13 protein-coding genes are annotated in these 13276 nt (G+C 69.2%); 4 read left to right on the top strand and 9 right to left on the bottom strand.

Annotated elements, in window-relative coordinates:
- Nucleotides 1-373: 373 nt before the first annotated feature.
- The 9 genes from rpsO to WJM96_RS21240 form a co-directional block, all read right to left on the bottom strand.
- Complete coding sequence (gene rpsO / locus WJM96_RS21280) at nucleotides 374-643, bottom strand: 30S ribosomal protein S15 (protein ID WP_424814561.1); 270 nt, start codon at nucleotides 641-643, stop codon at nucleotides 374-376.
- Nucleotides 644-686: 43 nt separating this feature from the next.
- Entirely contained in the window at nucleotides 687-1631 is a 945-nt protein-coding gene (truB, locus tag WJM96_RS21275) for a tRNA pseudouridine(55) synthase TruB (protein WP_424814560.1), read from the bottom strand.
- A gap of 86 nt (nucleotides 1632-1717) precedes the next feature.
- On the bottom strand, nucleotides 1718-2152 hold the full coding sequence (gene rbfA / locus WJM96_RS21270; protein WP_424814559.1) for a 30S ribosome-binding factor RbfA: 435 nt from the start codon (nucleotides 2150-2152) through the stop codon (nucleotides 1718-1720).
- 73 nt (nucleotides 2153-2225) lie between these two features.
- Nucleotides 2226-5000 carry a translation initiation factor IF-2 gene (gene infB / locus WJM96_RS21265; protein ID WP_424814558.1) on the bottom strand — a complete coding sequence of 925 codons (2775 nt, stop codon included), beginning with the start codon at nucleotides 4998-5000 and terminating at the stop codon, nucleotides 2226-2228.
- Nucleotides 5001-5028: 28 nt separating this feature from the next.
- Nucleotides 5029-5616 (bottom strand): RNA-binding protein, encoded by a 588-nt coding sequence (locus tag WJM96_RS21260; protein WP_424814601.1) that lies wholly within the window; start codon nucleotides 5614-5616, stop codon nucleotides 5029-5031.
- 22 nt (nucleotides 5617-5638) lie between these two features.
- Nucleotides 5639-7180 (bottom strand): transcription termination factor NusA, encoded by a 1542-nt coding sequence (nusA, locus tag WJM96_RS21255; protein WP_424814557.1) that lies wholly within the window; start codon nucleotides 7178-7180, stop codon nucleotides 5639-5641.
- A gap of 3 nt (nucleotides 7181-7183) precedes the next feature.
- The gene (rimP, locus tag WJM96_RS21250; protein WP_424814556.1) at nucleotides 7184-7708 is read right to left on the bottom strand and encodes a ribosome maturation factor RimP; all 525 of its coding nucleotides are present in this window, start codon (nucleotides 7706-7708) and stop codon (nucleotides 7184-7186) included.
- A gap of 109 nt (nucleotides 7709-7817) precedes the next feature.
- The gene (locus tag WJM96_RS21245) at nucleotides 7818-9038 is read right to left on the bottom strand and encodes a glycosyltransferase family 2 protein (protein WP_424814555.1); all 1221 of its coding nucleotides are present in this window, start codon (nucleotides 9036-9038) and stop codon (nucleotides 7818-7820) included.
- The gene (locus WJM96_RS21240) at nucleotides 9035-9601 is read right to left on the bottom strand and encodes a dTDP-4-dehydrorhamnose 3,5-epimerase family protein (RefSeq protein WP_424814554.1); all 567 of its coding nucleotides are present in this window, start codon (nucleotides 9599-9601) and stop codon (nucleotides 9035-9037) included. The genes WJM96_RS21245 and WJM96_RS21240 overlap by 4 nt, the downstream gene beginning before the upstream one ends.
- A 114-nt stretch (nucleotides 9602-9715) precedes the next feature.
- On the opposite strand from WJM96_RS21240, the gene WJM96_RS21235 reads away from it, so the two are divergent.
- The 4 genes from WJM96_RS21235 to WJM96_RS21220 all read left to right on the top strand — a co-directional run bounded on the left by WJM96_RS21235 (nucleotide 9716) and on the right by WJM96_RS21220 (nucleotide 13270).
- On the top strand, nucleotides 9716-11125 hold the full coding sequence (locus WJM96_RS21235) for an amidase (protein ID WP_424814553.1): 1410 nt from the start codon (nucleotides 9716-9718) through the stop codon (nucleotides 11123-11125).
- Nucleotides 11126-11209: 84 nt separating this feature from the next.
- Entirely contained in the window at nucleotides 11210-12061 is an 852-nt protein-coding gene (locus WJM96_RS21230) for a fumarylacetoacetate hydrolase family protein (RefSeq protein WP_424814552.1), read from the top strand.
- A gap of 37 nt (nucleotides 12062-12098) precedes the next feature.
- Nucleotides 12099-12296, top strand: coding sequence for a hypothetical protein (locus tag WJM96_RS21225; protein ID WP_424814551.1), 198 nt, complete (start codon nucleotides 12099-12101; stop codon nucleotides 12294-12296).
- Nucleotides 12293-13270 (top strand): tripartite tricarboxylate transporter substrate binding protein, encoded by a 978-nt coding sequence (locus WJM96_RS21220; RefSeq protein WP_424814550.1) that lies wholly within the window; start codon nucleotides 12293-12295, stop codon nucleotides 13268-13270. Before WJM96_RS21225 ends, WJM96_RS21220 begins: the two co-directional genes overlap by 4 nt.
- Nucleotides 13271-13276: the final 6 nt, after the last annotated feature.

Raw genomic sequence — 13276 nt, 5'->3', positions numbered from 1 at the left:
TCTTGCCCCGCATCGGGCGGGGACTTGTGAATCGCTCAGGCGGCAGGGTGACAGTTCAGCCGCGGAAAGCCCGGATGATGGAAGGGAGGCTTTCGGCGTCTCGGGCGACATGGAGGCCGGGGATCGCTCCCGCGGCAAAGCCATGTGACCGGAAACGCCGCCAGACCCGCCTGACATTCGGGATGCGGTGGCTCTGACAACCCGCCGCAAGGGCGCCGGTTGTGCCACCTCCGGGGGAGCCCGGGAGAGGCGGCGGGGTTATGGACCGGATGCGCGCCGATTGCCAGCGACAAATCCCGCCGGGCCATGCCCGGTCCCGGTGGCGGGAGGAAAAGCACGAAGGGCGCCCGTTGCAGGGCGCCCTTCGGAAATCTTAGCGGCGGAGGCCGAGGCGCGCGATCAGCGCGTCGTAACGCGGCTTCTCCTTGCGCTTCAGGTAGTCGAGCAGGCCACGGCGCTGGCCGACCAGAACCAGAAGGCCGCGGCGGCTGTGAAAGTCCTTCGCGTGGGTCTTCAGGTGCTCGGTGAGGTTGGAGATGCGCTCGGAGAGCAGCGCCACCTGGACCTCGGGGCTGCCGGTGTCGCCGGCCTTGGTCGCGTATTCGGAGATGAGCGCCGTGCGGCGCTCCGCAGTGATCGACATCGTGTGATTCCTTACGGTTGGAGAGATGAACCGGTCCGGGGCTTCAGGCGGGTGCCATCAACCGCTCCGGCCGCAGCATCCCCTCCTCGAGGCGACACAGGCCGACGAACCGCCCCCCTGCCATCACGCGGACCAACCCCCCGTCGGGGTCGGCCTCGGACGGAACCCGGCCCATCAGTTCGACAAGGCTCAGGGCCTGACCGAAACCGAGGCGGGCGGCCTCCCCTTCCACGACGGCCAGAGCCGGGATGTCGGCCAGCGCGGTCGTCAGGGGCAGAAGGAGGTCCAGCGAAGGGGGAGGCGTATCGCCTGTTACGACGATCTTGTCCAGGGGAACCGCGTGCGCTTCCGTGAAGGGGCCGACCCGCAGGCGGCGCAGGGCCACGATATGGCCGACCGCGCCGGTCGCGCGGGCGATATCCCGCGCCAGCGAGCGCATGTAGACGCCCTTGCCGGACTGGACCTCGAAGACCGCCGTGTCGGCGTCCGGGCGCTCGATCAGCTCGAAGCGGTCCACGCGGGCGGGGCGGGCCTCCAGTTCCACGGCCTGGCCGTCGCGAGCGAGGTCGTAGGCGCGCTCGCCGTTCACCTTGATGGCCGAATAGATCGGCGGAACCTGCATGATGTCGCCAATGAAGCGCGGCAGGGCGGCCCGCAGCGCCTCGTCGGAGGGACGGACATCGCTGGTCTCGGTCACCTGGCCGTCGGCGTCGTCACTGTCGCGCGCCTCGCCGAAGCTAAGGGTGAAGCGGTAGACCTTCGTGCCGTCCATCACGTAAGGCACGGTCTTGGTGGCATGACCGAAGGCGATGGGCAGCAGGCCGGTCGCCAGCGGATCCAGCGTGCCGCCATGACCGGCTTTCTGCGCGTCATAGGCGCGCTTCACCTTGTTCACGACATCGGTGCTGCCGATGCCGCTGGGCTTGTCGATGATAAGCCAGCCGTCGATCTCGCGACCACGGGGCTTCTTGCGGTATTGGCGTGCCATGTTTCGTCGAATGGAGTTGAAGCGCGCCTTCTAAGGCTTCGCGCGCGGAAGGATAGCCAAAACCGCGCCATGCGCGCGGGGGGCTGCTATTCCCCGTCGTCATCCTCGGCCGGCGGGCGCGGGGCGGAGAGGATGTCCCGACGGACGGCCGGCTGCTTCATCAGCGCGTCCATCTTCATCGCATAGTCGAGCGCGTTGTCCGGCTGGAAATGCAAGTCCGGCGCATACTTCAGCCGCACGGACTTCGCCACCTGTCCGCGCAGGAAGGCACTCGCACGCTTCAGCGCTGCGAACTGCTCGGGCGGCACGTCGCGGCCGAGGCCACTGATGAAGGCCGTCATGTGCTTCAGGTCCGGGCTCGCGCGCACCTCTGTCACCGTGATTCGCGCATTGGCGAGGTCCGGGTCGCGGAAGTCGCCCCGCTCGAAGACGGCAGCCAGGGCGTGCCGGACTTCCTCAGCGACGCGGAGCTGGCGCTGCGAGGGCATGCCGGGCGGGTTGTCGTTCTGGCGCTTGGCCATCTTTCGTCTCTTCTGAAAAGCAAAAGGCGCGGCGGGCAGCCCCGCCGCGCCCCAATGACTGCAACCGCGAAGATCAGGCGGCCGCCACAGTCTCCGTCTCGAAGCACTCGATCTGGTCGCCAACGCGGATGTCGTCGTAGTTCTTGAAGCCCATGCCGCATTCGTAGCCGTTCGTGACTTCCTTCACGTCATCCTTGAAGCGGCGGAGGGTCGAGAGCTCGCCCTCATGGATGACAATGCCATCGCGCAGCAGACGCACGCCGCAGCCGCGCTTCACCACGCCCTCGGTCACGCGGCAGCCTGCCACATTGCCCAGGCGCTTGACCTCGAAGACCTGCAGGATCTGCGCATAGCCAATGAAGTTCTCACGCTGAACCGGCGCCAGGCGCGACTTATACATCGCCTCGATGTCGTCGGAGACCTGGTAGATGATCGAGTAGTAGCGGATGTCCACGCCATCACGCTGCGCCATCTCGCGCGCCTGCGTCGTGGCGCGGACGTTGAAGGCGACGACCACGGCATTGGAGGCCTTGGCGAGCTGGATGTCGCTTTCGGTGATCTGGCCGACCGCCGAGTGCAGCACGCGCACGCGCACCTCCTCGTTGCCGAGCTTGCCGAGGGTGACGTTGATCGCCTCGGCCGAGCCCTGCACGTCCGCCTTGACGACGACCGCGACCTCCTTCTGCTCGCCCGCCTGGATGCGGGCCAGCATCTCGTTGAGCGAGCCACGGCTGGCGCCAAGCGCCGCCGCCGCCTTGTCGCGGGCGCGGCGCTGACGGAACTCGCTCACCTCGCGCGCCTTGGACTCGCTCTCGACGGCGACGAAGTTCTCGCCGGCCGAAGGCACGCCCGAGAGGCCGAGGATCTCGACCGGGAAGGACGGGCCAGCAGCCTTGATCTGCGCGCCGCGGTTGTCGACCAGCGCGCGGACGCGGCCCCATTCGGAGCCAGCGACCACGATGTCGCCCTGGTTCAGCGTGCCGTTCTGCACGAGCACCGTGGCCACGGGGCCGCGGCCGCGGTCGAGCTTGCTCTCGATCACGGTGCCCTCGCCGGCACGGTCCGGATTGGCGCGCAGGTCCAGGATCTCGGCCTGGAGGATGATGGCCTCCAGCAGCTTGTCGAGGTTCGTGCCCTTCAGCGCGGAGACCTGAATCTCCTGCGTGTCGCCACCCAGGCTTTCGACCACGATCTCGTGCTGCAGCAGCTCGTTGCGCACCCGATCGAGGTTCACGCCGGGCTTGTCGATCTTGTTCACCGCCACGATCAGCGGAACGTCGGCCGCCTTGGCATGCTTGATGGCCTCGATCGTCTGCGGCATCACGCCGTCATCGGCCGCCACCACCAGCACCACCATGTCGGTGACGCCGGCGCCGCGGGCGCGCATCGCCGTGAAGGCCTCGTGGCCCGGCGTGTCGATGAAGGTGACCTTCCCCTGGGGCGTGTCGACCTGATAGGCGCCGATGTGCTGGGTGATGCCACCCGCCTCGCGCGCCGCCACGTCGGTCTTACGCAGCGCGTCGAGCAGGCTCGTCTTGCCGTGGTCGACATGGCCCATGATGGTCACGACCGGCGGGCGGGGCTGCAGGGCCTCGTCCTCATCGACCATGCCTTCCAGGCCCAGCTCCACGTCGTCATCCGCCACGCGCTTCACGCGATGCCCGAACTCCTGCGCGACCAGCTCGGCCGTGTCGGCGTCGATGCTCTGCGTCAGAGTCGCCATCACGCCCATGCGGAACAGGGCCTTCACTACCTCGCCGCCACGGGCGGCCATGCGGTTGGCGAGCTCCTGGACCGTGATGGTCTCGGGGATGATCACGTCGCGGACGACCCGCTCCTGACCGGCGCGAAGGCGCTGCAACTCGGCCTGGCGCCGCTCGCGCTCACGGGCACGGCGGACCGAGGCCATCGAGCGGCTGCGCTCGTCCTCGCCATCCATCGCGGCGGCGACGTCGATGCGGCCGCTGGCGTCGCGGCGGCCACCGGCGAGCGGGGTCTTCTTGACGGGCGCGGGCGCCGGGCGCTTGGCGCCCCCGGGCGCGCTGAAGCCGCCCGGACGGCGCGCGGGACCGCGGCGATCGTCCTCGCCCTCGTCACGGGCGCGCGGGTTGAGCGAAAGCCGGGCGGAAGGCCCGCTCGGCGGCGCGGAGGGGCGCAGGGCCGGCCCCTGCGTCGCGCGGGCGGCCAGTGGGGTTACGCGCGGCGCGGCCGGACGCGGAGCCTCGGACGGCGCGGGGCGAGTGGCCGCGGGCGCCGGCGCGGGTTGGGGCGCAGCAGGGCGCGGAGCCTCGTCGGCCGGCGCGGCCTTAGCAGCGGCAGCGGCGGCCTCGGCGGCCTTGCGAGCCTCGATCTCGGCGGCGCGGGCGGCGGCTTCGCTCTCCTCGCGCTGGCGGGCCTCGTCTTCGGCGCGGCGTGCGGCTTCCTCGGCCGCGCTGCGGACCATCAGGGCCTGCTGCTCGCGCTGGTCGCGCTCACGCTGCGCCTCGACGCGGCGCTGCTCTTCCAGCACTCGCTGACGGGTCGCAAGCTCGGCAGCCGTGAGCGGGCGGCCGGCCGAAGGCGCCGCGCCGCGCGGCGCGGGGCCACCGGACTTGGGCGCGCCGGCAGGCGCGGCGGGCCGCGGCGCCCCAGGGCGGGCTGGAGGCGTGGGCACGCGTAGCGTACCGGGCGTCGCCGCCGGGGCCGGGGCGCGCTTCTTCACGACCTCGACCTGCACCACCTTGCTGCGGCCATGGCTGAAGCTCTGCCGGACGCTCCCGGCATCCACAGTCTTCCCCAGCTCCAAGCGGCCCGCGGGGCGGAGGCTCAACCGGCTCTTCGCCGCATCCTGATCGTTCTGGTCGCTCATTCGCCGTTCCGAAACCAATCCTTATGCCTCAGCTTTTCGCGAAACCGGCCAACCGGACCGATTCCGCCAAAAGCGAGGCCAACATCCGACCTGGTGAGACCGCGACATGCACCGCGCGATCCCGCCCGAAAACCCCGCCCAGCTCCTCGGCCGTCAGTGGGGTCAGTACCGGCAGCTCCCGGCTGCCGAGAAGCCTGCTTCGTTCCGCGGGGCTTCCATCCGAGGCCTGGATCAGAAGCGCCGCCTTGTCTTGGCGCAGCCAGTCCAGAACCGCTTCCCTCCCCGCCACTGCCTCCCCGCTACGCCGGGCAAAGGCCAGGAGGTCACGGAAACGCTGGCGTAGGCCAGAAACGACAAGCGCGCCAAGATCGCCCGGAACTCCCACGGAGCACCGCGCTGCCTTGGCGAAGGCGCCCTGCTTCAGCGCTTTCCGCAAAATCTCGTCCTGCGCCGACAACCATAGGCCTCTGCCCGGCAGGCGTCCACCCGGATCAGGCACCAGTTCACGCATGGGCCCGATCACGAAACGGAGCATCGACTCCTTTGGAAGAACCTGTCGCGTGACAATGCATCGGCGCAACGGACCGCGCTCCCGCGCGATCGCGTCATCCGGCAGATCGTCGGTAAGGGCCGGAGCGTCAGGCAGCAGGCTCTTCCCCTTCCCCGCCTTCCTCGCCGAACCAATGGGCGCGCGCGGCCATGATCACGGCGTTGGCGGTCTCCTCGTCCATCGAGTCGGCACCCAGAATCTCGATCAGCTCGTCCGAGGCCAAGTCCGCAAGATCGTCGAGCGACTTCACGCCGCCTTCGCCCAGGGCCACCAGCATGGCGGGGGTGAAGGTTCCCATGCCCGCGATGACATCGTCCACGCCGAGTTCGACGCGCTTGGCTTCCAGCTCCGCGTCCTTGGCCTCGAGGAAGGCCATGCCGCGGCGCTTCAGCTCGGCGGCGATGTTCTCGTCGAAGCCCTCGATGCCCGCGAGCTCCTCGTCCTCGACCTCGACGATCTCCTCGATGGTCGAATAGCCCTCGGTCACCAGCAGGCCGGCGATGACGTCGTCCACGTCCAGGGCCTCGACGAAGAGGCCGCTGCGCTTGCGGAAGTCCTCCTGGCGGCGCTCGGACTCGCCGGCTTCGGTCAGGATATCGATGTCGTAGCGCGTCAGCTGAGAGGCGAGGCGCACGTTCTGGCCACGGCGGCCGATGGCGAGCGAAAGCTGCTCATCCGGCACGACGACCTCGACTCGCTTGCTCTCGTCGTCGAGCACGACCTTGGAGACCTCGGCCGGCGCCATCGCGTTCACGATGAAGGTCGCGATGTCCTGGCTCCAGGGGATGATGTCGATCTTCTCGCCCTGCAACTCGGCCACGACGGCCTGCACGCGACTGCCGCGCATGCCGACGCAGGCACCGACGGGGTCGATCGACGAATCGCGGGAGATGACGGCCATCTTGGCTCGGGACCCGGGGTCACGCGCGACCGCCTTGATCTCGATGATCCCGTCGTAGATCTCCGGCACCTCCTGCGCGAACAGCTTCGCCAGGAAGCCCGGATGCGTGCGGCTGAGGAAAATCTGCGGGCCGCGCGCTTCCTCGCGGACATCGTAGATATACGCCCGCACGCGGTCGCCGTTCTTGAAGGCCTCGCGGGGGATGGTCTCGTCGCGGCGCAGAAGGGCCTCGGCCTTGCCGAGCTCGACCATCAGGTTGCCGTACTCGGTGCGCTTCACGGTGCCGTTGATGATCTCGCCGACGCGGTCCTTGTACTCGTCGAATTGCTTCTTCCGCTCCACCTCGCGCACGCGCTGCACGATCACCTGCTTGGCAGTCTGCGCGGCGATGCGGCCGAAATCGATGGGCGGCAGCGGATCGACGATGAACTCGCCGACCTGGATGCCCGGCTTCACCTTCTGCGCAATGCGCAGCGGGATCTGGGTGTCCTCGTTCTCCACCGGCTCCTGCTCGACGACCTCGGTCCAGCGCGAGAGGCGGACCTCGCCGTTCTTACGGTCGATGGTGGCGCGGATATCCTTCTCAAGGCCGTACTTTTGCTTGCCGGCCTTGCCCATGGCGAGCTCCATGGCCTCGAGCACTTCCTCGCGCTCGATCATCTTCTCGCGGGCGACCGCCTCGGCCACCTGCAGGAATTCGGGGCGCGGAATCGCTACGTCCAGAGCCATGTCTCAGTTCCCTTTAGGCGCCGCGGTGGCGGCGATGAGCTCGTCTGTCAGAACCAGTTTCGCGCGGCGCATCTGGTCGCGCGGCAGGGTGATCTCGGGGCCTTCGTCGAGGCGGAGCCGGGCATTGTCCAGGTCGGCGCCCAGCACGATGCCGCGGAAGCGCTTGCGGCCCTCGATGGGGATCAGCATCTCCACGGTCGCGACATGGCCCGCGAAGCGCTCCCAATCCTTGGCGCGGGTCAGGGGGCGGTCGATGCCCGGCGAGGAAACCTCCAGCATCCACTCGGCCTTGATCGGATCCGCCACATCGAGCACGGCGCCGACGGCGTGGCTGATCGTCTCGCAATCCTCGACCGTGAAGGCCTCGCCATCGACGCGGTCGGCCATGATCTGGACGGTCGGGCGTTCCTTGCCGCTGATCTGCACCCGGACCAACTCATAGCCCAGATGCTCGATGGTCGGGGCCACGAGGTCGGCGATTCGGGCGTCTAGCCCTTCGTGTCGCGGTCGTTCGATGGACAAAAACAAAAAAGGCGGCCCCGGAAGGCCACCCCCCTAAGAACGGAGTGTGATGAAGGCCCCCATATGATCCTTTCCGGGAACCGTTGCAAGAGTATTGACCAGGGCCGCGCCAGCTTCACCCGCGAGGGCGTAAGCATCGGGCTAGGCTGCGCAACGGCGCGGTGATCCGCCAGGAGGTGCTGGCACGCAGGGCTTCTGCCTCTTGCCGGGACATCTCCAGCCGTTGGAGGGCAGCGGCTTCCCGCTTGAGGCCCGCATCGATCTCGGCTCGGGCGGCGCTTTCGCCACGAAGCGCAGCCGCCGCAACTTCGCCGGCATACTTTTCGCGATCCGCCGAGGCCCGCTCTCTCTCCGACATAGCGGCGACCTCGGCCCGGGCCTGTGCCTCGCGGAGATCAGCAGCTTCGGCCGCGGCAAGCGCGGCAGCCTCCCGCGCAGCCGCTTCGAGGGCGGCGCCCTTGGCGGCGTCCCGGCCGGGCATGGTCTCCCGGATGGCCATCCAGGCGATCCGGTCGAGAACGTCCTCCACCGCTGCCCGGAACTCCTCCACCCAGCCCTCGCCTCCCGCCCGCATGGCCCGCCAGAGCGTCGCCTGCTCCAACTCCTGCACCGGCGGATGCCGCAGGATGGCCGGCCACCACTCCACCCCGTCCGCGACGCGCAACAGCATCTCGACCTCTGGGCTCGCCGAGAAGCGGGATCTCTTCCAGTTCGCGACGAAGTGCAAATTCGTCGGCGTCCGGAGGAAACCGGGAGGCCGCGTGTCGATCGCCAGCATCCGGCGCCACAGGATCCAGTCCGCCGCCGAGGGCACGTCCTCCGGCCAGAAGCCCGCCTGTTCCAGCGCTGCCCGGGTATGGACGATGCCGGCGGCGGGAATGGAGTTACGCTCCTGGAATTCCCTCATCTGGCCAGGCACGCGGAGGTCCGTGGCGAAGGGAACGACCACGCCGTCCGTTGAGACCCAGAGCGGGCGGCTATACGCCCAGGCGCAACCCTCCCGATCCATCAGCGCGCCCATCAGCTCCAGATGGTCGGGCAGAAGCAGGTCGTCATGCGCGGCAAAGGCGACCAGGCGCCCTTTCGCCTCACGTAGCGCCAGGTTGCGGTTCGCGTAGCCGAAGAAGGGCGCCTTCGGCAGGTCGAAGAAGCGAATCCGGGGGTCGCCGAAGCGGGCCACGACCTCACTAGTGGCGTCCGTGCAGCCATCGGCCACGACCAGCAACTCGAAATCCGGCTCGGTCTGGGCCAGCACCGATTCGATGGCGAAGCCCAACACATCCGCCCTGTTATGAGTGGGCAACAGGATCGAGAAGCGCGGCGCCTCCCCGCTCATCCTCCCGTGGTCCCCTCCGGGAAGCGATGCGGAATCAAGTGGGTATCAAGCGGCAGGCGCCATTTGTCAGGGGCCGCGTGGTCGTACTGGATGGTGGGGAAGTTCACGATCACGACATCGCTCGTGCCGATGTTGCGATCCGCGTGCCACACATCGACGGGGACGTTCACGAGGCAGCGCTCATGCTCCGAGAGGACGATCCGGCAGACCTGGCCGAAGGTAGGGCTGCCGGCCCGGGGATCGAACAGGACCAGCTCCATCTCTCCCTGCAGGATGCTGTAGCGATCCTCGTGCCGCCGATGGAGGTTCCAGCCCTTCACGACGCCGGGCCGGATCGTGAAGGTATAGGCAAAGACGAGTGGATCCGGGTGGAAGTCCCAGCGCGGGTCGAAGAGCTCGGTGACTGTGCCGCGATCATCCGTATGTGTCTTGAGGGGGCGGATCGTGAGGCCGTGGGTCAGTCGGCCGAGGGGCTTGCCCGCTGCGCTGACGGTGGCCTTGTCCTGTACAGCCTGGGCCAGCATCTCGTTGAGAAGGCTGTCGGATTTTGTTTCGGCGTCCATATGGGCTCCCTAGCCGCAACTATAACGCGAGAAAATCGGCCCAGCACATCTAAGTCTCAGGCATGCGATCGTCCGGGTGGCCCCCCACCGCCTTTCGACGCATTCTCCGCCGCCATGCACGACACCCCCCTCCCCCCGACCGACCCCGCCCTGATGACGGCGGAGGAGCTGCTCGCCCTCTATGCCCGCCGCGCGCTCTCGCCCGTGGAGGCGCTGAAGGCGGTGACGGAGCGCATCGCCCGCATGAACCCCTGGGTGAACGCCTTCGCCGCCCTCAACCCCCGCGCCATCCAGCAGGCGGGCGAGAGCGAGGCGCGCTGGATGGCGGGCCGTCCCATGGGCCCGCTTGATGGCGTGCCCGCGACCGTGAAGGATCTGCTTAACCTGGCAGGCTTCCCCACCCGCCGCGGCAGCCGCACCACGGACGCCACCCCCGCCGCCGAGGACGCGCCCTCGGTGATGGGCCTCAAGCAGGCGGGCGCCGTTATCGTGGGTAAGACCACCACGACGGAATTCGGCTGGAAGTCCCCGGGCGATTGCCCGCTGCACGGCATCACCCGCAACCCCTGGAACCGCGAACGCACGCCGGGCGGCTCCTCCTCCGGCGCGGGCGCGGCGGCGGCGGCCTGCTTCGGGCCCCTGCATATCGGCACCGATGCCGGCGGCTCGATCCGCATCCCGGCGGCCTTCTGCGGCGTGATCGGCGTGAAACCGAGCTTCGGGCGCGTGCCGCAATGGCCGCTCGGCGCCTTTGCCAATGTGGCCGTCGCCGGCCCCATGGCCCGCAGTACACGTGACGCGGCGCTGATGATGAACGCGCTCGCCCGCTTCGACCTGCGCGATCCCTTCTGCCTGCCGGACGAGAAGCGCGACTGGCGTGACGGCATGGAGGATGGCGTCGCCGGGATGCGCGTGGCGATCGTCCGCCGCATGGGTTTCGAGGCCCCGCTGGACGCCGAGGGCGAGACCGCGCTGGTCGAGGCCGCCCGCGCACTGGAGGCCGCCGGCGCCATTGTGGAGGAAGCCGAGCCCCGGCTGCCCGATATCCGCGCCATCTTCGGCCGCGTCTGGGGCGTGGCCATGGCCCGCCTCGTCGCAACCATCCCGGAGGAGAAGCGCGCCCTGTTGGACGCGGGGATCCTGGAGGTCGCCGAATCAGAGACGAAGATGAGCGCTGTCGACTTCCTCGGCGCCGACGCGCTGCGGATCGAGGCCGCGCACGCCATGGCCCGCTTCCACCAGCGCTACGACCTGATTCTCGCGCCCTGCACACCCACGGCGGCCTTCGCGGCCGACATGCCGACGCTCCACCCGCAGCAGGCGCTCTGGCGCGACTGGGCGCCCTGGACCTTCGCCTTCAACCTGACCCGCCAGCCCGCCATCTCTGTGCCGGTCGGCCTGGATGCCGAGGGTATGCCACGCGCCGTGCAGGTCGCCGCCGCGCTCTACCGCGACGATCTGTGCTTCCGCGCGGCGAGGGCCCTGGAGATCGCATTGCAGACCCCAGCGGCGCCAAGCTTGTAACCCAGACGTAAAACTGCTTCACCGCCCCGGGTTCTGCTCGGGGACAGCTTCATGCGGCTTGTGACGTTCACTCGCGCCGGTCAGGTGCGCCAGGAGGTTGGCGCGCTCGGCGAAGGCGGAGCGGTGCTCGACCTAGCCGCCGTGGAACCCGCGATGGCCGGCCAGACCATGCTGGCCCTGGCCGCCGCCGAGCCCGCCATGCTCGACAAGCTTCGCGCGGCCGTGGAGAAGGCCCCGGTGGTGGAGAAGGCGACACTCTGCGCCCCCATCCCGCGCACCCCCAAGAACATCTTCTGCGTCGGCAAGAACTATCATGAGCATGCGAAGGAATTCGCCGGCTCCGGCTTCGACGGCGGCGCAAAGGACGTGGTGCCGCCCTACCCCGTCGTATTCAGCAAACCCCACACCTCCATCATCGCGACTGGGGAGCCGATCCTGAGCGAGCTCGCCCCCGAGGGCGGCCTCGACTACGAAGGAGAGCTGGGCGTCGTGATCGGCAAAGGTGGGCGCGGCATCGCCAAGTCCGCCGCGCTGCAGCATGTCTTCGGTTACACCATCATCAACGACGTCACGGCTCGCCATCTGCAGAAGCGGCACAGCCAGTGGATCCTGGGCAAGGGGCTCGACAGCTACTGCCCGATGGGCCCCGCGATCCTGACGGCGGACGAGGTGCCGGACCCGACCAAGCTCACCCTCACCACCTGGGTGAACGGCGAGAAGCGGCAGCACGCCCCGGTCGCCGACCTGATCTTCGACATTCCCACGCTGATCGAGGCGATCAGCGCCGCCATCACGCTGGAGCCGGGCGACGTGATCGCCACCGGCACCCCGGCGGGCGTGGGCATCGGCTTCAATCCGCCGGTCTTCATGAAGGCCGGCGATGTGGTGCGGATCGAGGTGCCGGGCATCGGCACTCTGGAGAATCGGGTCGCCTGACGGCCATAAGGCAATCCCGTTGCGGGAGGATGACAAGATGCGTGGACTGAAGCCCCTGCCCATGGCCCGCCGCCGCAGCCTCAGCGCGGCGCCGGCCCGCCCGACCGACCGCCTTCCGGACGCGGCCTCGTTCTACGAGGCACCGCGCCTGCTGTCCGAGATCCACGCCGAGAAGACGGTCGTGGAGAGCGCGACGGTCAGCGAGATCGTCGTCCGCCGCGGCACTAAGGAATGAGCCCGGCGTCGCTGTCGCGGCGCCTGCTCCTTTCCTCTCCGCTCGCCGCCGCACTTCCTGCCGCCGCGCAGGATTTCCCCAGCCGCGCGGTCACCATCGTCGTCGGCTTCCCGCCGGGCGGCCAGGCGGACCTGGCCGCGCGCCCCGTGGCCTCTGCGCTCGAGCGCCTGCTGCGCCAGCCGGTGGTCGTGCAGAACCGGCCCGGCGGCGCGGGCGCCATCGGCTCGGGCTTCGTCTCGCGCGCCCCCGCCGATGGCTACACGCTGCTGATGGCGCTGTCCTCGCTGGCCGTCATCCCGGAGGCCGAGAGGCTCTTCGGCCGCCCCGCGCCCTACACGGTGGACCAGTTCGCCCCCATCGCCCTGGTGAACGCGGACCCCACCATGCTGGCGGTGCCCGCCTCGGCGCCCTGGCGTTCCATCGCGGATTTCGTGGCCGATGCGAAGGCGCGGCCGGGTGATATCCCCTACGGCTCCTCCGGCGCCTACGGCACGCTGCACGTGGCGATGGAGATGTTCGCGAGCGCCGCCGGCATCCGCCTGCTACACGTCCCCTTCCAGGGCGCGGGACCTGCCATCACCGCGCTGCTCTCGGACGACATCAAGGCTCTGGCCTCCGCGCCAGGCACGCTGACGCAGCATGTGCAGTCCGGCCGGCTGCGCGTCCTGGGCTGCTGGGGCCGCCAGCGCGCCCCTGCCTTCCCGGAAGTGCCGACCTTCATCGAAGCGGGCTACCCCGAGGTCGAGTTCTACATTTGGGCGGGGCTCCTGGCCCCCGCCGCCACCCCCGCCCCGGTCCTGGCCCGGCTCCGCGAGGGCATGCGCGCCGCCATGCAGGATGCTGATCTGCTGCGCGCCTTCGAGGCCGCGGGCTCGCCCCCACGCTATCTGGACGCGCCGGAATTCACCTCCTTCCTCTCCGAGGACAGCGCCAGGCTGGTCGCCGCCGTCCAGCGCATCGGAAAGGTGGAATAGTTCCCG

The organism is Roseococcus sp. YIM B11640, from assembly GCF_049727625.1.
Lineage (GTDB): Bacteria > Pseudomonadota > Alphaproteobacteria > Acetobacterales > Acetobacteraceae > Roseococcus.
This window is presented reverse-complemented; position numbering and strand designations above follow the sequence as displayed.